This is a genomic window from Microbispora rosea (assembly GCF_900156315.1).
In the GTDB taxonomy this organism is placed as follows: domain Bacteria; phylum Actinomycetota; class Actinomycetes; order Streptosporangiales; family Streptosporangiaceae; genus Microbispora; species Microbispora rosea.
Window position 1 is genome coordinate 228,262 of sequence record NZ_FTNI01000008.1, and the last position, 19,785, is coordinate 248,046.

Genomic DNA, 19,785 nt, shown 5'->3' on the forward strand with positions numbered 1-19,785 from the left:
GGGCAAGACGCCCGCGTGACCAACCGAGACCGTGCCCGAGGGCACACGACCATGGAGGACCATCACCATGGCCCCTGTCGTAACCATGCGGCAGCTGCTGGAGAGCGGCGTCCACTTCGGCCACCAGACGCGCCGGTGGAACCCGAAGATGAAGCGCTTCATCTTCACCGAGCGCAACGGCATCTACATCATCGACCTGCAGAAGTCGCTGTCGTTCATCGACCGTGCCTACGACTTCGTGAAGGAGACCGTCGCGCACGGCGGCACCATCATGTTCATCGGCACGAAGAAGCAGGCGCAGGAGTCGATCGTCGAGCAGGCGTCGCGCGTCGGCATGCCGTACGTGAACCAGCGCTGGCTGGGCGGCATGCTCACCAACTTCTCCACCGTGCACAAGAGGCTCCAGCGGCTGAAGGAGCTCGAGGAGCTCGACTTCGACAACGTGGCCGGCTCCGGGCTCACCAAGAAGGAGCTCCTGATGCGCCGCCGCGAGAAGGAGAAGCTGGAGCGCACCCTCGGCGGTATCCGTGACATGGCCCGCGTCCCGAGCGCGGTCTGGGTCGTGGACACCAAGAAGGAGCACATCGCGATCAACGAGGCCAAGAAGCTCGGCATCCCGGTCGTCGCGATCCTGGACACCAACTGCGACCCGGACGAGGTCGACTACCCGATCCCGGGCAACGACGACGCCATCCGCGCCGTCAGCCTCCTCACTCGCGTGATCGCCGACGCCGTCGCCGACGGTCTCATGACCCGTGCGGGCGCCGGCCGCGGTGACGAGAAGCCCGCGGGCGTCGCCGCCGCCGAGCCGCTGGCCGAGTGGGAGCGTGAGCTCCTCGAGGGCGGCGAGGCCGCTCCGGCTGCCGAGGCTGCCCCGGCCGCCGAGACCGCCGAGGCTCCGGCTGCCGAGACCGCCGAGGCTCCGGCCGCCGAGGCCGCCGAGGCTCCGGCCGCCGAGCAGGGCGAGCAGGCCTGACGAACGACCACGGATTCCCGCCGGGCGCGGCGCCTCATGCCGGCCGCGACGGCGGGAATCTCCCAGGCAGCGACCTGGTTCCGGTGCGGTAGGGCGACGCCCGCCGCGCTGAGGGCTTCACCGGGTGGGCACTCGGCACGGGTGCCCACCCCCCAGACGATTCGCATCCGGGTCCCGAAGAGGAAATTGGACAATGGCTTCCGTAAACATGGCCGACGTCAAGCGGCTTCGCGAGCTGACCGCCGCCGGCATGATGGACTGCAAGAAGGCGCTCGAGGAGTCTGAGGGCGACTTCGACAAGGCCGTCGACATCCTGCGTCTGAAGGGCGCCAAGGACGTCGGCAAGCGCGAGGCCCGCACCGCGTCGAACGGCCTGGTCGCCGTCAAGCACGAGGGCGACTCCCTCGCGGCGCTGCTTGAGCTCAACTGCGAGACCGACTTCGTCGCCAAGAACGAGCGTTTCCAGGAGCTCGCCGCCGACATCGTCGCGCACATCGTCGCGACCAAGCCCGCCGACGTGCCGACCCTGCTCGAGTCCGAGCTGAACGGCAAGACCGTCAAGGAGCTGCTCGACGAGGCCAACGCGGCGCTCGGCGAGAAGATCGAGATCCGCCGGTTCGCGCTGCTGGAGGGTGGCTTCATCACCTCCTACATGCACAAGACCGACCCGCAGCTCCCGCCGGCCGTGGGCGTGCTCGTGCAGCTCGACACGCCGAACGCCGAGATCGCCAAGGACATCGCCCAGCACGCCGCCGCGATGGCCCCGAAGTACCTCAGCCCCGCCGAGGTGCCCGCCGAGGTCGTTGAGAAGGAGCGGTCGCTGTTCGAGCAGATGACCCGCGAGGAGGGCAAGCCCGAGGCCGCCATCCCGAAGATCGTCGACGGCCGGGTCAACGGCTGGTACAAGGACTTCACTCTGCTGGAGCAGGCGTTCGTGAAGGACAACAAGAAGACGATCGCGAAGGTCGCGGACGAGGCCGGCGTCAAGGTCCTGGCCTTCACCCGCTACAAGGTCGGCCAGGCTTAGGCTTACTGCCAGGAGCTTTTCGACCCGCGCTACATCCGAGGAGGCCGCCGCCGTGCAGGAGAACACCAGACCCGCCACGCCGGCGGCTTCGTCGTACGACGGGCCGCTGCGCTGGAAGCGGGTGATGCTGAAGCTGTCGGGTGAGGCGTTCGCGGGCGGGGAGTCCCTCGGGATCGACCCGCGCGTCGTCGCCCAGCTGGCGGACTCGGTCGCCGAAGCGGTCCGTGAGGGCGTGCAGGTTGCCGTCGTCGTCGGCGGCGGCAACATGTTCCGCGGAGCCGCCCTGTCGCAGGGGGGCATGGACCGCGCCCGTGCCGACTACATGGGCATGCTCGGGACCGTCATCAACTGTCTCGCCCTGCAGGACTTCCTGGAGAAGCGCGGCATCGACACCCGTGTGCAGACCGCGATCACGATGCAGCAGGTGGCCGAGCCCTTCCTGCCGCGCCGCGCGATCCGCCACCTGGAGAAGGGCCGCGTGGTCATCTTCGGCGCGGGGCTCGGCTCGCCGTTCTTCTCGACCGACACCTGTGCCGCGCAGCGCGCACTGGAAATCGGCGCCGAGGCATTGCTCAAGGGCACCCAGGTCGACGGCGTGTACGACTCGGACCCGCGCAAGAACCCCGATGCGGTCCGATTCGACCAGCTTGATTACGGTGAGGTGCTGACGCGGGGCCTCGGGGTCATGGACGCCACCGCGATCAGCCTGTGCATGGACAACGGCCTGCCCATCGTGGTCTTCGATCTCATGGGCGAGGGCAACATCCTCCGGGCGGTCCGTGGTGAGAAGATCGGCACGCTGGTGAGTCCGGCAGGGAAGTAGGGAGCCGCAGTGATCGACGAAACCCTCCTCGAGGCCGAGGAGAAGATGGACAAGGCGGTGACGGTCGCCAAGGACGACTTCGCGAGCATCCGCACCGGCCGTGTGACGCCCTCGATGTTCAACAAGATCAGCGTTGACTACTACGGATCGCAGACGCCGATCCAGCAGCTCGCGTCGTTCCACGTCCCCGAGGCGCGCATGGTGCTCGTGCAGCCGTACGACAAGGGCTCGCTGAGCGCGGTCGAGAGGGCCATCCGCGACAGCGACCTTGGCGTCAACCCGAGCAACGACGGCATCGTGATCCGCGTGGTGTTCCCCGAGCTGTCGGAGGAGCGCCGCAAGGAGTACATCAAGGTCGCCCGCAACAAGGCGGAGCACGGCCGTGTGTCCGTGCGGAACATCCGCCGGCACGCCAAGGAGATCCTCGACAAGCTCGTCAAGGACGGCGAGGCCGGCGAGGACGAGGTCCATCGTGCGGTCAAGGAGCTCGACGACCTCACCCAGAAGCACGTCGCGAAGATCGACGAGCTGCTGAAGCACAAGGAAGCCGAGCTGCTCGAGGTCTGACGTCGCGGCCCGGAAAGCGGGCCGTACGGCACGACCGTGATCCTTGCGCCGCACCCGCGAGAGCGGGACGGCGCAAGGATCACACGCATATAGAGAGTGGGACGCTGTGGACGGAACTGCTGCCGCCGGCGACCGGAACCCGGCGGGCACCGGCGCCCCTGGCGGCGCGTCCGGCGATGCCGTCAAGAAGCCCTCGGGCCGCACGGGCCGCAACCTCCCCGCCGCGGTGGGGGTCGGCGTCGCGCTCGGCGCGGTGGTCATCGGCTCGCTCTACTTTGTCAAGGTCGCGTTCCTCGTCGTGGTCCTGGTGGCCGTCGGCGTCGGCATCCACGAGATCGTCAAGGCGTTCGACGGGTTCGGCATCCGGGTGCCCCTGCCGCCTCTGCTGGCCGGAATGGCGGCCATGGTGCTCGGGCCGTTCTGGGGCGGCACGACGTTCCTGGTCGGCGCGTTCGGCGTGACCGTGATGGTGCTGCTGGCCTGGCGCATGTTCCAGGGCGCGGAAGGCTTCGTCAGGGACGCGACCGCCGCGGTGTTCGTCGCGGTCTACCCGGCGCTGCTGGCGGGGTTCGTGCCGTTGCTGCTGGCCCCCGAGGACGGGCCGGATCGTGTGATCGTCTTCGTCGCGGTCACCGTCTGCAGCGACATCGGCGGGTACTTCGCCGGGATCTTCTTCGGCAAGCACCGGATGTCGCCGCTCATCAGCCCGAAGAAGACCTGGGAGGGTTTCGCCGGGTCCACCCTCGCCTGCGTCGTGGGCGGCGCGTTACTGGTCCACTTCCTGCTGAAGGGCGAGTACTGGGAGGGCGCCGTCGTCGGCCTGGCCGGAGTCGTGTGCGCGACGCTCGGCGACCTGGTCGAGTCGGTGATCAAACGCGACATCGGCGTCAAGGACATGGGCACGCTGCTGCCAGGGCACGGCGGGGCCATGGACCGCCTCGACTCGCTGCTGTTCACGCTCGTCCCCGTGTGGCTGCTGCTCACGCTGCTGGTCCCGGTCGCCTGACCGCCGCCCGGCCCGCGTTCCCGGCCCAGCGCGCGGAACGCGTCAGATCCGGCTGGTCATCGCCAACCGCTCGCTGATCGCCCGATGGCCGTGATCGGCCACGAGCCGGAGTTCCGACTCGGTGAGCGGAAGCAGCCACAGCCACCGTACGGCGTCGCCGCCGAAGGTGAATCCCGACATGTCCGGTAGCCCGGGCGGGTCCATCAGCATGAGCACGCCCTGGTGCCCGCCGTCCAGGGGAAACGTGACCGGGTTCTGGAACCAGCGGGCCGTGTGCCCGTGCCCCAGCCAGGTGACCGACCGCCACGGATACTGCCCCAGCCAGGCGAACAGCCGTGCGGCGGTCCTCGGATCCTGCCTGGTCGCCAGCGCGAGTTCCACCCGGCACGCCGTGTCGTACATCTCCGCGGCGGGCATCCGCTGGCAGCTCATGCCGACCGTGGACAGCACGGTGTAGTCCCGGGTGAACGTGGGCGGGCGCTCGCTGACGCCCACCAGCGGGAACCGGTCGCCGGAGACGTCCCAGTAACGGCCGGGCGGCCCGAGCCTGCTGTCCAGATGCCCGAGCACGAACTGCTGGTAGGTGGCCCAGCTGCCGTCCGCCTGCCGCCACTGCCAGTACGCACGGGCCTTGGCAACCCGGGGGGACAGGCCCTCCAGCGCCTCGCCGAGCGGCCAGGCATAGGGCGACTCCCCGACGGCGTCCCGCGCGTATCCGGGCATGCCCCGCTCCAGGTCGGCCCACGCCGGAATGACCGCCAGAAGCGCGTCGTTCTCGTACAGGGCGACGCCGTCGCCCTCCTCGAACCACAGCACCGACAGCGACTCCGCGTGCAGGGGCGGCCGGCCGGAGGGGTGCGCGGTGTGCGCCTCGGGCATCACCGGCGGCAGCCCGGCGGCCGCCCGGCCCGCATCGGCCTCGGCGGGTGCGGGGACGTGGTTGGCCAGCCAGACCGCTCCGTGGACGATCCCCTTCGCGTCACGAAGGTAAGCTACGGAGGAGGTCCGGTCGGCTTCGATCGTCAGTGTGCGGCTCCCGTAGGGGTTGGTGCTGGTGAGCACGACAGTGGTGTCCACACCTCACCTCTCGTACGCCTCCGGGATTCGACCGCCAGACAGAATGTAAAGCCGCGCGCGCCGGTCGTTAAGACCACTGCCGCGGATGATGGAAAGGGTTTTGCGTGAGCGAGCAGCCGAAGACCGGGCAGCTGACCTTCGTGGCGCCCCGCAGGGCCAAGCCGCAGCGCCACCTCGCCGACCTGACCATGGCCGAACGCAGGGCGGCGGTGGCGGAGCTGGGGGAGAAGCCGTTCCGCGCCGACCAGCTCTCCCGCCACTACTTCACCCGGCTGACCGGCTCTCCCGAGCAGATGACCGACCTGCCGGGCGCGCTGCGCGAGCGGCTGGTCGAGCAGCTCATGCCTCCGCTGCTGACCTCCGTACGCGAGATCACCTGTGACGGCGGCACGACGCGCAAGACGCTGTGGAAGCTGTTCGACGGCTCGCTGGTCGAGTCGGTCCTGATGCGTTACCCCGACCGCGTCACCATGTGCGTCTCCTCCCAGGCCGGATGTGGCATGAACTGCCCGTTCTGTGCGACGGGCCAGGCCGGGCTCACCCGCAACATGTCCACCGCCGAGATCGTCGAGCAGGTCGTCGCGGGCGCGCGGGCGCTGGCGCGCGGCGAGGTCCCCGGCGGGCCCGGGCGGGTGACCAACGTGGTCTTCATGGGCATGGGCGAGCCGATGGCCAACTACAAGGCCGTCATCGGCGCCGTCCGCCGCCTGGTCGACCCCGCGCCGGAGGGTCTGGGGATCTCGGCGCGTGGGATCACGGTCTCGACGGTCGGCCTGGTGCCGGCGATCGGCAAGCTCGCCGACGAGGGCCTGCCGGTGACGCTCGCGGTCTCCCTGCACGCCCCGGACGACGAGCTCAGGGACACGCTCGTGCCGATCAACACCCGGTGGAAGGTCTCCGAGGTGCTCGACGCGGCCTGGAGCTACGCGGCCAAGACCAAGCGCCGCGTGTCCATCGAGTACGCCCTGATCAAGGACATCAACGACCAGGAGTGGCGGGCCGACCTGCTCGGGCGCCTGCTCAAGAACAAGCTCGTGCACGTGAACCTGATCCCGCTCAACCCCACGCCCGGCTCGAAGTGGACCGCTTCGCGTCCCGAGGACGAGCGGGCGTTCGTACGCCGCCTGGAGTCGCACGGCGTCGCCGTCACCGTGCGGGACACCCGGGGGCGGGAGATCGACGGGGCGTGCGGGCAGCTCGCCGCGGCGCCCCAATAACCGGCCTTCCAACAGCCGGCCTTCCGATGACCGGCGCGCCGACGATCGGCGCGTCGCCGACCGGTGCAGTGGTGCACTAGGGCCGCGTGCGGCGCAGCCACGTGTAGGCCGCCAGGCCGATCGCGGGCCACAGCAGCGACTGCACGGTGATCAGGGGCAGCCCGGACAGCAGCACCCCGTGATGCGCGTCCCGCATCCAGCCCATCACCGGCACGGTGAGCCAGTGGGCGCCGGCCATGCTGAGCACCAGCATCGACAGGTAGCCGAGGATCAGGGCGATCGTGGACACCGCCGGGGAGGGCAGGATGGGACGGCTCGTCAGCGCCCCGAGCGCGAGGCCCGCCGTCGCGGACAGCAGGTGCAGCCACACGCCGACCAGCAGCACGGTGAGGGTGGGGGAGGCGGCGAGGCGGAGGAGCAGCGCGGCCTCGGCGATCGCGGCCAGGACGAGCAGCGACGCGAACGCCGCCAGGAGGCCGCTCAGCAGCTCCTTCGCCCCCAGCGCGGACAGGGCGACGCTGCGCTGCTCGTCGGGTTCGGTGTCGAGCAGGCCGCGCGCGGCCCAGGCGAGCACCGGCACGAGCATGGCCGCCGAGTCCGCGGTGGCCCCGATCTCCTGACCGGCGGGAATGGCACCGGCGTAGAGGACCGCCAGCAGCGCCAGCAACGCGATCAGCGGTTGCAGCGCCCGGTGTGAGGCGACGTACCCGGCCAGGCGGAACCTCGCCAGCGCGATCACTGGTGTCATTCGGCGGCCTCCCCGGCGAAGCGGGCCGTGGTGCGCCCCGTGATATTCACCGTGCAGCCCTCGGCGCGCAGGCGGTCGGCCAGGTCCGAGGGCCCTCGACGCGGCCACCGTCACCTCCAGCACGGTCAGGGCCGCCTCGCCGGTCTCCTCGACCGGGTCGACTTCCCGCAGGGCCCGATCGCGGACCTCGCAGCGGCGCAGGCCCGGGAAGGAACGCAGATCACCCTGGTGGTCGCTCACCACGACGATGCCGCCGCGCGCGCTGATCTCCCCGATGATCCTGGGGAGTTCGGCCCGGGTGGCGGTGTCGAGACCGGCGAAGGGCTCGTCGAGCACGAGCAGCCCCGGCTCGGCGAGCAGCGCCTGCGCGAGACCCACCTTGTGGGCGCTGCCCTTGGACAGGTCGGGCAGACGCTGCCCGAGCAGGTGGTCCATGCCGAGCCGCTCGCTCCATCGGCCGATCGACTCCGTGCCCACCCTCCGGACCGCCGCCATGTGCCGCAGGTAGGAGGCCACGGTGAACGGCTGGTCGGCGGGGAACCGCTCGGGGGCGTAGCCGACGACCCGGGGGCGGTCCTCGACGCTTCCGCGTACGGGCCGGAGCAGTCCGGCGACCAGTCGCAGGAGGGTCGACTTGCCGGTGCCGTTGGGCCCGGTGACCTCGATCACGTCTCCGGCGTTCAGGACCAGGCCGGCGTCGGACAGGATCCAGGGGTCGCGCCGTCCATATCGGAAGGAGAGGCTGGCGATCCGCATAGTTTTCTGAGCCTATCGGGATGTTCCTCCCTGCGTACGAGCATCGGGCGATCTTTGGGTCTCGCCTTTCTGTTGGGACTCCCGTCAAAATGGACGGGCGTCGGCAACGGGCAGGGAGGTGTGGTGTGAACCGCTTTCCCCACGTCATGGCCGTGCGCCTGGGCTATGACCCCGGCCAGGTCGACGCCTTCGTGCGCAGGATCGAGCGGACGCTCGGGCTCGGCCCGCTCGACGGGCCGCCGGTGACCGCCGACGAGATCAGGAACGCCAGGTTCGCCGTCAAGCTCGGGGGTTACAACGAGACGGCGGTGGACTTCGCGCTCGACGCGTTCATCGTGGCGGTCGAGGCCAGGGGAGGCCAGGCCGCCGCGACGCCGGCGTCCGGCGCGGGGGAGGTCGCGAAACGGCCCGGGGCGAGTGGTTCCGGGTCCGCGGCGGATGCCGCGGGAGCGTCGGACGGTCTCGTGGCCACGAAGGACCCGGCGGGAGTGCCCGAGGCGAAGCGCTTCGATGACCGTGCGCCGGGCACGGGCCGGCCGGGGTCCGGCGGCGCCGCCGGCACGATCGCCCCGTCCGCACCTGCCCGTGCCACCTCCGCCCATGTCACCGCCGCCCGGGCCGCGCCGCCGCCGGGGTCCCCGAGCTGGCGGGAGGCACAGGCGGCGCGGGTGGAGCGGGTGGCCTTCCGCCCCGGGCGGCTCGGGATGGGCTACCGCGAGGAGGAGGTCGACGCGTTCCTCGACCGGATGGTGGCGACGCTGCGCGGGACGGCGGCCGAGCCGCTCACGGCGGAGCAGGTCAGGAGGGCGACGTTCGCGACCGTCGTGTTCCGGCCCGGCTACGCGATCGGCGAGGTGGACGGCTTCCTGGCCGAGATGGCGGGCGTGCTGGAGCGGTGTCCCTGACCCACGCGCTCGCCCGGGAGGTCAAAGGCCGCCGAGCTGGGACGCCGCGCGGATGGCCAGCCACACCTCGGCGAAGTCGCCTGTCGCCGACAGGTCACGCCCGGTGAGCGCCCCGAAGCGGCGCAGCCGGTACGCCAGCGTGTTGGGGTGCACGTGCAGGGCCCGCGCGGCGTCGTCGACGCGGCGGTCCCGCTCCATCCAGGTCCGCACCGACGTGACCAGTTCGGATCCGTGCTCGGCGTCGTACCGCAGGACGTCGCCGAGCACGTGCTCGACGAGGGCGGCCAGCACGCCCACGTCGCCGGGTAGCCACCGGCCGGTGGTGTCCGCGCCGTAGGCGACCAGCGGCCGGCCCGACTCGGCGGCGCGGGAGGCCGCCCACAGCGCCTCGCGCTGGGCGACGCGCAGCGACGACCCGGGTGCGAGAGCGCGGCTGACGCCGGCCGCGATCCCCGGCACCGCCTCCAGTTCCGCCGTGCCGGCGTCCGCCGCCGTCAGCACGTACAGGTCCCGATGGCGACGGAGCATGAGGTGCGGATGCTCGCCGAGGGCCCGTACGACGGCGTCGTCGGCGGCGTCGCGCACCACGAGCAGCACGACGTCACGGTCGGCTGCGAGGCCAGCCAGGGCGAGCCTGCGCCGCGCGGTCTCCGGGTCGAGCACGTCCTGCAGCAGCTCGGCCAGCGTCTCCGCGCCCTGCCGCCGCAGCGTCTCGCGTTCGCTGCGCACCATGGCCACCCGCAGGGCGGCGACGGTCGCGATGTGCTGGACGACGGCGAGCCCGGCGGGCCTGGCACCCTCCCGCTCGAAGGCGACCAGGAACCCGGCAGGGCCGCCGGGCGCGGGGACCGGGAGCGCGAATCCGCCGGGGATCGTCGGCGGGGCGTCCATCGAGGCGGGCAGGCGTACGCCCGGCGGGGGCGCCGCCACGCCGGGCAGCAGCGGGCGGCCCTGCGGCGTGGTCAGGTAGATCTCGTAGCCCGACAGCCGTTCGAGCCGCCGGAACAGTCCGGCCGTGTCCAGGCCCTCCGAGGCGAGCCAGCGCAGCGCGCCGAACACCTGCAGTTGTGCCCCGAGCCGCTGCCGGGCGTCCGCCTGGACCGCGGCCGCGACCTCCTGCGCGATCGCGATGAACGGCACGGCCAGCGGCACCTCCAGCACGGGGAATCCGCGGTCTTCGGCGGCGTCGAGGAAGGCCCGGCGCAGCGGGGGGACGTGCAGGCCCGCGCTGAGCGCGAGCGCGGCCACCCCGGCGTCGTCGAGCCGCTCCAGGTACGCGCGCTGGGCGGCGGCGGCGCGCGGGACCCCGATGCCGGTCGTCATGATGACCTCGGCCCCGAGCAGCCAGGGCGTGGGGTCCTCCAGCTCGCTGACGTGGGCCCAGGACACCGACCTGCCGAGCCCGCGTTCGCCCGCCAGCACTTGCAACTGCAGCGCGGGGGAGCGCAGCAGGTCCTCGACCGTGTTGTGGCCGTCCACAACGCCTAGCCTATTTCCGGTGATTGACCCAATTGTTCTGATTTGGAGCCGTTAGGCACACTCAAGCCGTCTCCCCCTTGACCTGGAGGAATGTATGACGACGGCTGCCCCCTCCGCCTCGACCGGCGCCATCGAGGTCCGCTCGATCGACTACGTCCCCGAGAGCGAGCGGCACGGCAAGGTCTGGCACCAGGGCCCGTTCTGGTTCTGCGGCAACTTCCAGCCGTACACCGTCGCGATCGGTTTCATCGGCCCGGCGATGGGGCTGTCGCTCGGCTGGACCTCGCTGGCGAGCGCGCTCGGCATTCTGTTCGGCACCTTCTTCATGGCCTTCCACGCCTCGCAGGGCCCGTGGCTCGGGCTGCCCCAGATGGTGCAGTCGCGGGCCCAGCTCGGGTATCGCGGCGTCATCGTGGCGCTCGGCGGCACGCTCTTCACGTACGTCGGCTTCAACGTCATCGACACGGTCATCATCGACAACGGCCTGAACGCGGTGTTCGGCTGGGGCAAGCCGGTGATCGGGCTCGTCATCACCGTGGTGGCCGCGGTGCTGGCCATCTACGGCTACGACTGGCTCCACCGGGCGTTCCAGGTGCTGTTCTGGATCTCGCTGCCGCTGTGGCTCGTGCTGACCGCCGCCATCCTGTTCGGGGGCGCGGGCGGGCAGGCGGCCCCCGCCTCCGGCGGATTCACCTGGGTCGCCTTCATGGTCCAGTTCGCGGTCGCCGCCTCGTACAACATCACGTACGCGCCGTACGTCTCGGACTACTCGCGCTACCTGCCCCGGCGCACCAAGACCTCGCACATCGTGTGGTCGGTCTTCTGCGGCGCCTCGGCCGCGCCGCTGTGGCTGATCCCGATCGGTGCGTGGATGGCCACCCGGCTCGGCGTCACGGACACGCTCGTCGGCATCCACGACGCGGGTGAGAACGTGTTGACCGGCCTCGGCAGCGTGCTCACCGTCGTGTCCGTGCTCGTGCTGGTCGCGACCATGGGCCTCAACGCCTACAGCGGCATGCTGACCGTCGTCACCGCCGTCGACACCCTGCGGCCGGTGCGGCCGACCCGCTCGATCAGGATCGTCACCGTCCTCGTGCTGGCCGTGGTGTGGGCACTCGTGGGGATGCTGCTCATCGGCGACTTCTCCACCGCCTTCACCAACGTGCAGCTGATCATGCTGTACGTGCTCGTGCCGTGGACGGCCGTCAACCTGGTCGACTACTTCTTCGTACGGCGTGGCCACTACGCCATCACGCACCTGTTCCGCAAGGACGGCATCTACGGCATGTGGGCGTGGCGCGGGCTGGTCTCGTACCTGCTGGGCCTGGCCGCGATGGTCCCCTTCGTGGTGCTCAGCTTCTTCACCGGCCCGGTGGCCGAGGCCATGGGCGGCGTCGACGTCGCGTTCGCCGTCGGGCTGATCGTGGGAGGCGGCGTCTACCTGCTGCTGTGCCGCACGCTCGACGTCTCGTCCGAGGAGGACGTCGTGGTAGCCAGTGAGCGTGAGCTCGTCGCGTCCTGAGTGCCGCCGGATGTCGTCTGAGGAAGGAACCACATGACCGTCACCAACGCCGCCGTCCTCGTGCCGGGGCAGGGACTGCGAACCCGGGCGCTGCGTCTGGCCGGCCCCCGGGACGACCAGGTCCTCGTCCGCATCGAGGCGAGCGGTGTCTGCCACTCCGACCTGCACGTCCTCGACGGGGACTGGCCGGTCGAGGAGCCGATCGTCCTGGGACACGAGGGCGCGGGCGTGGTCGAGGCCGTCGGCCCTGCCGTGCGCGACGTCAAGCCCGGCGACCACGTCGTGCTGTCGTGGTTCGCGCCGTGCCGCCGCTGCGAGGCGTGCGCCGCCGGCCGCGCCTGGCTGTGCTCGAACACCAAGGCCGTGTCCAACACGCTGCCGGACGGCTCGACCCCGCTGTCCGACGAGGACGGCACGCCCGTGCTGCCCTTCCTCGGGCTCGGCACGTTCTCCGAGTACGCCGTGGTGCCAGAGACCGCAGCGATCGTCGTTCCGGACGAGGTGCCGTTTCCGGTGGGGGCGCTGATCGGGTGCGCGGTGACGACCGGGGTCGGGGCCGCCGTGCGCACGGCGGGGGTGCGGCCGGGGGAGTCGGCCGTCGTCATCGGATGCGGCGGCGTCGGGCAGGCGGTCGTGCTCGGCCTCGGTCTGGCCGGCGCCCAGCCGGTCGTCGCGGTTGACCTGTCGGGCCGGCGGCTCGACCTGGCCGCGGAACTCGGCGCCACGCACACCCTGCGCGGCGACGACCCGGCGCTGGCGGAGACGGTGCTGGAGATCACCGGCGGGGCGCATCACGCGTTCGAGGCCATCGGCCGGGCCGCCACGATCGAGGCGCTGCCCGGGCTGCTGCGCGCGGGCGGCAACGCGGTCCTCGTCGGCATGACCGCACTGGGCACGCGGGTCTCCTTCGACCCGTTCGACCTCGCCGACCAGGGCAAGAACATCCTCGGCTGCAACTACGGCTCCAGCGTGCCCGCGGTCGACTTCCCCCGGCTGGCCCGCCTCTACCTGTCCGGGCGCCTGCCGCTCGACCGGCTGGTCGGCGCCGAGGCCGGACTCGCCGATCTGCCCGCGGCCTTCGCCGACCTGCGGGCCGGCACCGGCCTGCGCACGGTGGTGCGGCCGGGGGCGCACGTGGGGGCGAACCCGGGAACGAACGCGGGGGCGAACGCGGGGGTGCGGCCGTGACGCGGGTCGCCGTGGCGCAGCTCCCGCTGCGGGTGGGCGAGCCGGAGGCGAACCGCGCCGCCGCCGAGGCGGCGATCAGGGAAGCGGCCGAGGCCGGGGCCCGGCTGGTGGTGCTGCCCGAGCTGGTCAACAGCGGCTACGTCTTCACCGGCGCCGAGGAGGCCAGGAGCCTCGCCGAGCCTGCCGACGGCCCGACCGTGACCGCATGGCGGCGGTTGGCCCGCGACCGCGACCTCGTGATCGTCGGCGGGTTCTGCGAGGTGGCCGGCGGGGCCGTACGCAACAGCCAGGTCATGGTCGACGCCACCGGCACCAGGGCCGTCTACCGCAAGGCCCACCTGTGGCACGACGAGCAGGACGTGTTCACCCCCGGCGACGGGCCGGCCCCGGTCGTCGGGACCGCGCTCGGCCGCATCGGCATGATGGTCTGCTACGACCTGGAGTTTCCCGAGTGGGTGCGGTCCGTGGGCCTCGCCGGGGCCGACCTGCTCGCCGTCTCCACCAACTGGCCCGCCTCTCCTGTCCCGGAGGGGGAGCGCCCGGTGCTGGTCGCCTACGCCCAGATCGCCGCTGCGGCCAACCACATGTTCGTCGCCGTCGCCGACAGGTGCGGAGCGGAGCGCGGCGTCGACTGGGTCTGCGGCACCTCCCTGATCGGCCCCGACGGATACCCTCTGGCGGGTCCCGTGCTGCGGGACGGGCCCGCCGTGCTGGTCGCCGACTGCGACCTCACGCACGCGCGGAACAAGGCCAGCGGCCCCCGCAACGACGTCCATCGTGACCGGCGGACCGACCTCTACTGGAAGGAAGAGCGCACGTCATGACAGAGCCCCGGGGACCCGTCGACTCCTCCCGGATCCCGCGATTCGCCGGACCGGCAACCTTCGCGCGGCTGCCGCGGCTGGACGAGGTCGGGCACGCCGACGTCGCGGTGGTGGGGGTGCCGTTCGACAGCGGGGTCTCCTACCGTCCCGGCGCCCGGTTCGGCCCCGCGGCCGTCCGGGAGGCCAGCCGTCTGCTCCGGCCGTACCACCCGGGCCTGGACGTCTCGCCGTTCGCGCAGATGCAGGTGGCGGACGCCGGGGACATCGCGTGCAACCCGTTCGACATCCGCGACGCCGTCGAGACCGTGGATGAGGCCGCCTCCGGCCTCATGGAGGACGGCACGAAGCTCGTCACCGTCGGCGGCGACCACACGATCGCGCTGCCGCTGCTGCGTGCCGCCGCACGGCGGCACGGCCCGGTCGCGCTGCTGCACTTCGACGCGCACCTCGACACCTGGGACACCTACTTCGGGGCCGAATACACGCACGGCACGCCGTTCCGCCGAGCAGTCGAGGAGGGCATCCTCGACACCGAGGCGGTCTGCCACGTCGGCACCCGCGGCCCGCTGTACGGCAAGAGGGACCTGGAGGACGATCGCCGGCTGGGTTTCGGCATCGTGACCAGCGCGGATGTGATGCGCCGGGGCGTGGACGAGGTCGCCGACGCGCTGCGGCAGCGCATCGGCGGCCGGCCGCTCTACCTGTCGATCGACATCGACGTGCTCGACCCGGCGCACGCGCCCGGCACCGGCACCCCCGAGGCAGGCGGCCTGACCAGCCGGGAACTGCTGGAGATCCTGCGCGGCCTGGCCGGGTGCGACATCGTCGGCGCGGACGTGGTCGAGGTCGCCCCGGCGTACGACCACGCGGAGATCACTTCGGTCGCGGCCTCCCACGTGGCCTACGATCTGATCGGCCTGCTCGCGCTGGGGAAGGCCTGACGCCCGAGGGAGAAGCCGTGATCGTCGACCTGTCGGTGCCGGTCGTGAGCGGCATGCCCGTCTACCCAGGCGACCCGGAGGTGGAGATCGCGCCCGCCCTCACGGTGGCGGTCGAGGGCGTCAACGTCCTCGGCCTGCACCTCGGGTCGCAGTCCGGCACCCACGTGGACGCGCCGTTCCACATCGACGACACGCTGCCCACGCTCGACGACCTGCCGCTGGAACGCTTCCTCGGTCCGGCGGCGGTCCTCGACGCCCGGGGCCTGCCGCCGCGCTCGCCGGTCAGCCCCTCCATGCTGGAGCCGGTGGCCGCACTGCTGCGGCCGGGGACCGTCCTGCTGGTTGCGACCGGCTGGGACGAGCACTGGGGAACTCCGGAATACCTGGCCCACCCTTACCTGGACGCCGAGGCCGCCCGCCTGATCGTCGCCGCGGGCGTGCGCACCGTCGGCGTCGACGCACTCAGCGTCGACCCCACCCCGGCTCCCGCCGATCTGCTGGCGCACCGCGTGTTGTGCGGCGCGCACGCCGTGATCGCGGAGAACCTGCGCAACCTCGGCCCGCTGCTGGAGGTCCAGGCCGCCGGCCGCCCGATCGAGGCCTCCCTGCTGCCGCTGCGCCTTCACGCCGCCGACGGGTCTCCCGTGCGTGCCGTCGCCCGGATCGGCTGACCCCGGCCAACGCCTCGGATTGACAGGCGGCGGCGTCGAACTGCTATGGTGTCGGCCGCTCGTGATTCCAGGCTAGGAGACCAGACGTGGCAGGTGAGGACGACATCTCCGGGTGATACCGGAGGTTGACCGGCCCCGGCAGGCGCGTATGACCGCCGCCGATGTGGCCCTCTCGGTCGTCCCCTGATCCCTGTCCCCTTGCCGGGCCGCTCCGCTGCGCCCGGATCACGTACGAGGTCTCTCGCATGTCCGATGCGTTCATCATCTGTTCCAGCCTGTCCTTCTCCTGGCCTGACGACACGCCCGTCTTCAGCGACCTGTCCTTCACGGTAGGCGGTGGCCGTACGGGCCTTGTCGCTCCGAACGGTGCGGGCAAGAGCACGCTGCTCAAGCTGATCGCCGGCGAGTACCGGCCCCGCGGCGGGAGCGTGTCCGTCGGCGGCGTGCTCGGTTATCTGCCGCAGAGCCTGCCCCTCACCGGCGACCTGACCGTGGCCGAGGTTCTCGGGATCGCCCCGGTGATCGCCGCGCTCGACGCCATCGAGTCGGGCGACGCCGCCGAGGAGCACTTCGCCACGATCGGCAACGACTGGGACATCGAGGAACGCACCCGTGCCCAGCTCGATCGGCTCGGGCTCGGCGACCTCGCGTTCGGCCGCACACTGGGCACGCTGAGCGGCGGGCAGGTCGTCTCGCTCGGTCTGGCCGCCCAGCTCCTCAAACGGCCGGACGTCCTGCTGCTGGACGAGCCGACGAACAATCTCGACCTCGGCGCGCGCCGCAGGCTCTACGACGTGCTCGGGGACTGGAACGGCTGCCTGCTGGTGGTCAGCCACGACCGGGCCCTGCTCGACCGCATGGACCGCATCGCCGAGCTCGACCGGGGGGAGGTCCGCTTCTACGGCGGCGGCTTCACCGCCTACGAGGCGGCCGTACGCGCGGAGCAGGAGGCCGCGGAACGGAGCGTGCGCAGCGCCGAGCAGGAGCTCAAGCGCGAGAAGCGGGAGATGCAGCAGGCGCGCGAGCGGGCCGAGCGCCGCGCGGGCAACGCCGCACGCAATCTCAAGAACGCCGGGCTGGCGCGGATCTTCGCCGGGAACATGAAGCGGGGCGCCCAGGAGTCGGCCGGTCGGGCGGGCCAGATGCACGCCGCCCGCGTCAGCGACGCCAAGGCCAGGCTCGACGAGGCCGGCCGGGCGCTACGCGACGACCAGAAGATCACGCTGGAGCTGCCGGGGACGAACGTGCCCGCCGGGCGGACGGTCTTCCTCGGCGAGGGCCTGCGGGCCCGTGGCCTGTTCGCCGAGCCGGGCATCGACCTGGCGATCCGCGGCCCCGAGCGCATCGCGCTGACCGGCCCCAACGGCGCGGGCAAGTCCACCCTGCTGCGTCTGATCGGCGGAGAACTCGAGCCGGACGCCGGCACGACCAGGCGGGCCGACGGCAGGGTCGCCTACCTGTCGCAGCGGCTCGACCTGCTGGACGTGGATCGCACGGTGGCGGAGAACCTGGCGGCGTTCGCCCCCGGCATGCAGGAGGCGGAGCGGATGAACCTGCTCGCCCGCTTCCTGTTCCGCGGCGCGCGTGCGCACCTGCCGGTGGGCGTGCTGTCGGGCGGCGAACGGCTGCGCGCCACGCTGGCCTGTGTGCTGTGCGCCGAACCGGCGCCCCAGCTCCTGCTGCTCGACGAGCCGACCAACAACCTCGACCTGGTCAGCGTGGGGCAGTTGGAGAGCGCGCTCGCCGCGTACGAGGGGGCGTTCGTGGTGGTCAGCCACGACGAGCGTTTCCTGACGGAGGTCGGGGTCGACCGGTGGCTGGAGCTGTCCGGGGGCCGTCTGCTGGAGGGCTGAGGGCGTCGGCCCCGGAAGTCCGGGGCCGGTGGCCGTCGTCAGTGGGTGCCCCAGGAGTAGGTCTGCTTGTGCAGCTTGAGATAGACGAACGTCTCGGTCGCACGCACGCTGGAGATCGCCCGGATCTTGCCCAGGATCTCCAGCAGGTGGGTGTCGCCCTCGCAGACCACCTCGACCATGATGTCGACCGAGCCGGCCGTGAGCACCACGTAGTCGATCTCGGGGATCTGCGACAGTTCGTCGGCGACCTGCTCCAGGTCGCCTTCGCACTTGATGCCGATCATGGCCTGGCGGGGGAAGCCCAGGGTGAGCGGGTCGGTGACGGCGACGATCTGCATGACGCCGAGGTCGAGCAGGCGCTGCACGCGCTGGCGTACGGCGGCCTCCGACAGCCCCACCGCCTTGCCGATGGCGGCGTACGGCTTTCGCCCGTCCATCTGAAGCTGCTCGATGATCTGCTTGGAGATCTCGTCGAGCACCACCGGCCCACCCTTCGCGGCAGCCGCGCGAGCCTTAGGCGGAGTCGTCATCCTCGGGGGGTGTCCTCTCTTGGCGGGCTTCGATCGCCGTAGCGACCTGGTGTTACAGCATCGTTTTTGACATGTTGCGATCGTGGTCTGACATGGTGTCAGCTCCATCGCTTGCGTCAAGCGATTTCGTAGCAATTTGGTATCTTAGCGACGAAATCCCTTGTCGTAGGCTCCTTCCTCTGTCAGAGTCGCGACAACTCAGCCACCACCAGGAGGTCAACGGTGACCACCCGTCTCCAGAACTTCGTGAACGGGAAGTTCGTCGACGCCGCGAGCGGCCGTTTCTCCGATGTCGTAGACCCTACGACGGGCGAGGTCTACGCCCAGGCGCCGGTGTCGGGCCAGGAGGACGTCGACGCCGCGTACGCCGCCGCGACGGCCGCCTTCGAGACGTGGGGACAGACGACGCCGGGTGAGCGCGCCGCGCTGCTGCTGAAGGTCGCCGACGCGATCGAGGCCCGCGCGGACGAGATCAACGAGGCCGAGTGCCGCAACACCGGCAAGCCCCGCGCCCGCATGGCCGAGGACGAGACCCCGGTCGCCGCCGACCACTTCCGGTTCTTCGCCGGTGCGGCCCGCACCCTGGAGGGTCCCACCGCCGGTGAGTTCCTCGCCGACCACACCTCGGTGATCCGGCACGAGCCGATCGGCGTCATCGGTCAGGTCACGCCGTGGAACTACCCGATGATGATGGCGGTGTGGAAGATCGCCCCCGCTCTCGCGGCCGGCAACACGATCGTGCTCAAGCCGTCCGACACCACCCCGGTCTCCACGCTGAAGATGGCCGAGATCCTCGGTGAGGTCCTGCCCGCCGGCGTCTTCAACGTCGTGACCGGCGACCGGGAGACCGGCTCGCTGGTCGTCGGCCACCCGTCGGCGAGCATGGTGGCGATCACCGGTTCGGTGGGCGCGGGCATGGCGGTCGCGAGGACCGCCGCCGACGACGTCAAGCGGGTCCACCTGGAGCTGGGCGGCAAGGCCCCGGTCGTGATCTTCGAGGACGTCAAGGACATCAAGGCCGTCGCCGAGGCCGTCGCCGGTGCGGGCCTCTACAACGCCGGCCAGGACTGCACCGCCGCCTGCCGAGTGCTCGTGCAGGAGAGCATCCACGACGAGTTCGCCGCCGCGCTCGCCGAGGCCGCCGCCGCCACCAAGCTGGGCGGTCTCGACGTGGAGGACGCCTACTTCGGGCCGCTGAACAACGCGAACCAGCTCACCCGGGTCGAGGGCTTCTTCCAGCGGCTGCCCGAGCACGCGAAGGTCCTCACCGGCGGCGCCCGCGTCGGCGACAAGGGCTTCTTCTTCGCCCCGACCGTGGTGGACGGGCTGAAGCAGGACGACGAGATGGTCCAGGACGAGATCTTCGGTCCTGTCATGACCGTTCAGACGTTCACCGACGAGGCCGACGCGCTGGCCAAGGCCAACGGCGTCCGCTACGGCCTGTCCGGCTCGGTGTGGACCTCCGACCACGGCCGCGCGATGCGGATGTCCAAGCGGCTCGACTTCGGCGTCGTCTGGGTCAACACCCACATCCCGTTCGTGTCCGAGATGCCGCACGGCGGCTTCAAGCACTCGGGCTACGGCAAGGACCTGTCCGTCTTCGGCCTGCACGACTACACCCGAGTCAAGCACGTCATGCACTACATCGGCGAATAGGTGCTCCCAGCTCCGGCCG

Annotated in this window: 18 protein-coding genes; 14 read left to right on the forward strand and 4 right to left on the reverse strand. The window is 71.3% G+C overall.

The genetic code is table 11. The features are described 5' to 3' along the window. The first annotated feature begins 67 nt into the window (after positions 1-67). The 5 genes from rpsB (at position 68) to BXA11_RS14410 (ending at position 4,399) form a co-directional block, all read left to right on the forward strand. Positions 68-976, forward strand: coding sequence for a 30S ribosomal protein S2 (gene rpsB, locus BXA11_RS14390; RefSeq protein WP_076434920.1), 909 nt, complete (start codon positions 68-70; stop codon positions 974-976). 193 nt (positions 977-1,169) lie between these two features. Beyond that, on the forward strand, positions 1,170-2,003 hold the full coding sequence (gene tsf / locus BXA11_RS14395) for a translation elongation factor Ts (RefSeq protein ID WP_030511714.1): 834 nt from the start codon (positions 1,170-1,172) through the stop codon (positions 2,001-2,003). A gap of 52 nt (positions 2,004-2,055) precedes the next feature. Then, a complete protein-coding gene (pyrH, locus tag BXA11_RS14400) occupies positions 2,056-2,826 on the forward strand; it encodes a UMP kinase (RefSeq protein WP_030511713.1) in 771 nt (256 codons plus the stop codon). 9 nt (positions 2,827-2,835) lie between these two features. Further along, positions 2,836-3,393: a ribosome recycling factor gene (gene frr / locus BXA11_RS14405; RefSeq protein ID WP_030511712.1), complete on the forward strand. Its 558-nt coding sequence runs from the start codon at positions 2,836-2,838 to the stop codon at positions 3,391-3,393. 106 nt (positions 3,394-3,499) lie between these two features. After that, positions 3,500-4,399 carry a phosphatidate cytidylyltransferase gene (locus tag BXA11_RS14410; protein ID WP_083744228.1) on the forward strand — a complete coding sequence of 300 codons (900 nt, stop codon included), beginning with the start codon at positions 3,500-3,502 and terminating at the stop codon, positions 4,397-4,399. Between the two features lie 42 nt (positions 4,400-4,441). Here the strand turns inward: BXA11_RS14410 and BXA11_RS14415 are convergent, their stop codons facing one another. Beyond that, positions 4,442-5,476: a suppressor of fused domain protein gene (locus BXA11_RS14415; RefSeq protein WP_076434921.1), complete on the reverse strand. Its 1,035-nt coding sequence runs from the start codon at positions 5,474-5,476 to the stop codon at positions 4,442-4,444. A gap of 104 nt (positions 5,477-5,580) precedes the next feature. Between BXA11_RS14415 and rlmN the strand changes: the two genes are divergently transcribed. Beyond that, on the forward strand, positions 5,581-6,693 hold the full coding sequence (gene rlmN, locus BXA11_RS14420; RefSeq protein ID WP_030511709.1) for a dual-specificity RNA methyltransferase RlmN: 1,113 nt from the start codon (positions 5,581-5,583) through the stop codon (positions 6,691-6,693). 76 nt (positions 6,694-6,769) lie between these two features. On the opposite strand, the gene BXA11_RS14425 is transcribed toward rlmN, so the two are convergent. Next, positions 6,770-8,197, reverse strand: a complete 1,428-nt coding sequence (locus BXA11_RS14425; protein ID WP_076434922.1) for an ABC transporter ATP-binding protein — start codon at positions 8,195-8,197, stop codon at positions 6,770-6,772. A 125-nt stretch (positions 8,198-8,322) separates the two neighbouring features. Here BXA11_RS14425 and BXA11_RS14430 point away from each other — a divergent pair, with 125 nt between their 5' ends. Continuing rightward, the gene (locus tag BXA11_RS14430) at positions 8,323-9,102 is read left to right on the forward strand and encodes a DivIVA domain-containing protein (RefSeq protein ID WP_076434923.1); all 780 of its coding nucleotides are present in this window, start codon (positions 8,323-8,325) and stop codon (positions 9,100-9,102) included. Positions 9,103-9,123: 21 nt separating this feature from the next. On the opposite strand, the gene BXA11_RS14435 is transcribed toward BXA11_RS14430, so the two are convergent. Beyond that, positions 9,124-10,581, reverse strand: coding sequence for a PucR family transcriptional regulator (locus BXA11_RS14435; protein WP_030511705.1), 1,458 nt, complete (start codon positions 10,579-10,581; stop codon positions 9,124-9,126). Positions 10,582-10,675: 94 nt separating this feature from the next. Here BXA11_RS14435 and BXA11_RS14440 point away from each other — a divergent pair, with 94 nt between their 5' ends. The 6 genes from BXA11_RS14440 to BXA11_RS14465 all read left to right on the forward strand — a co-directional run bounded on the left by BXA11_RS14440 (position 10,676) and on the right by BXA11_RS14465 (position 17,580). Further along, entirely contained in the window at positions 10,676-12,103 is a 1,428-nt protein-coding gene (locus BXA11_RS14440; RefSeq protein WP_076434924.1) for a purine-cytosine permease family protein, read from the forward strand. 33 nt (positions 12,104-12,136) lie between these two features. Then, positions 12,137-13,291 carry an alcohol dehydrogenase catalytic domain-containing protein gene (locus tag BXA11_RS14445; protein WP_076434925.1) on the forward strand — a complete coding sequence of 385 codons (1,155 nt, stop codon included), beginning with the start codon at positions 12,137-12,139 and terminating at the stop codon, positions 13,289-13,291. Next, entirely contained in the window at positions 13,288-14,115 is an 828-nt protein-coding gene (locus BXA11_RS14450; protein ID WP_076434926.1) for a nitrilase-related carbon-nitrogen hydrolase, read from the forward strand. The genes BXA11_RS14445 and BXA11_RS14450 overlap by 4 nt, the downstream gene beginning before the upstream one ends. Then, positions 14,112-15,056: an agmatinase gene (gene speB / locus BXA11_RS14455; RefSeq protein ID WP_030511701.1), complete on the forward strand. Its 945-nt coding sequence runs from the start codon at positions 14,112-14,114 to the stop codon at positions 15,054-15,056. The genes BXA11_RS14450 and speB overlap by 4 nt, the downstream gene beginning before the upstream one ends. A gap of 17 nt (positions 15,057-15,073) precedes the next feature. Next, positions 15,074-15,727 (forward strand): cyclase family protein, encoded by a 654-nt coding sequence (locus tag BXA11_RS14460; RefSeq protein WP_076434927.1) that lies wholly within the window; start codon positions 15,074-15,076, stop codon positions 15,725-15,727. Positions 15,728-15,972: 245 nt separating this feature from the next. Next, on the forward strand, positions 15,973-17,580 hold the full coding sequence (locus BXA11_RS14465; RefSeq protein ID WP_076434928.1) for an ABC-F family ATP-binding cassette domain-containing protein: 1,608 nt from the start codon (positions 15,973-15,975) through the stop codon (positions 17,578-17,580). A gap of 38 nt (positions 17,581-17,618) precedes the next feature. Here BXA11_RS14465 and BXA11_RS14470 read toward each other — a convergent pair whose 3' ends face one another. Beyond that, positions 17,619-18,110, reverse strand: coding sequence for an Lrp/AsnC family transcriptional regulator (locus tag BXA11_RS14470; protein ID WP_030511698.1), 492 nt, complete (start codon positions 18,108-18,110; stop codon positions 17,619-17,621). Positions 18,111-18,332: 222 nt separating this feature from the next. Here BXA11_RS14470 and BXA11_RS14475 point away from each other — a divergent pair, with 222 nt between their 5' ends. After that, complete coding sequence (locus tag BXA11_RS14475) at positions 18,333-19,766, forward strand: gamma-aminobutyraldehyde dehydrogenase (RefSeq protein ID WP_076434929.1); 1,434 nt, start codon at positions 18,333-18,335, stop codon at positions 19,764-19,766. Positions 19,767-19,785 lie beyond the last annotated feature (19 nt).

What these genes read in the sequence shown, in the direction of transcription:
- rpsB (WP_076434920.1), top strand. Translation starts at nt 68, where the DNA reads ATGGCCCCTGTCGTAACCATGCGGCAGCTGCTGGAGAGCGGCGTCCAC.
- tsf (WP_030511714.1), top strand. Translation starts at nt 1,170, where the DNA reads ATGGCTTCCGTAAACATGGCCGACGTCAAGCGGCTTCGCGAGCTGACC.
- BXA11_RS14425 (WP_076434922.1), bottom strand. Translation starts at nt 8,197, where the DNA reads ATGCGGATCGCCAGCCTCTCCTTCCGATATGGACGGCGCGACCCCTGG.
- BXA11_RS14440 (WP_076434924.1), top strand. Translation starts at nt 10,676, where the DNA reads ATGACGACGGCTGCCCCCTCCGCCTCGACCGGCGCCATCGAGGTCCGC.
- BXA11_RS14445 (WP_076434925.1), top strand. Translation starts at nt 12,137, where the DNA reads ATGACCGTCACCAACGCCGCCGTCCTCGTGCCGGGGCAGGGACTGCGA.
- speB (WP_030511701.1), top strand. Translation starts at nt 14,112, where the DNA reads ATGACAGAGCCCCGGGGACCCGTCGACTCCTCCCGGATCCCGCGATTC.
- BXA11_RS14465 (WP_076434928.1), top strand. Translation starts at nt 15,973, where the DNA reads ATGTCCGATGCGTTCATCATCTGTTCCAGCCTGTCCTTCTCCTGGCCT.
- BXA11_RS14470 (WP_030511698.1), bottom strand. Translation starts at nt 18,110, where the DNA reads ATGACGACTCCGCCTAAGGCTCGCGCGGCTGCCGCGAAGGGTGGGCCG.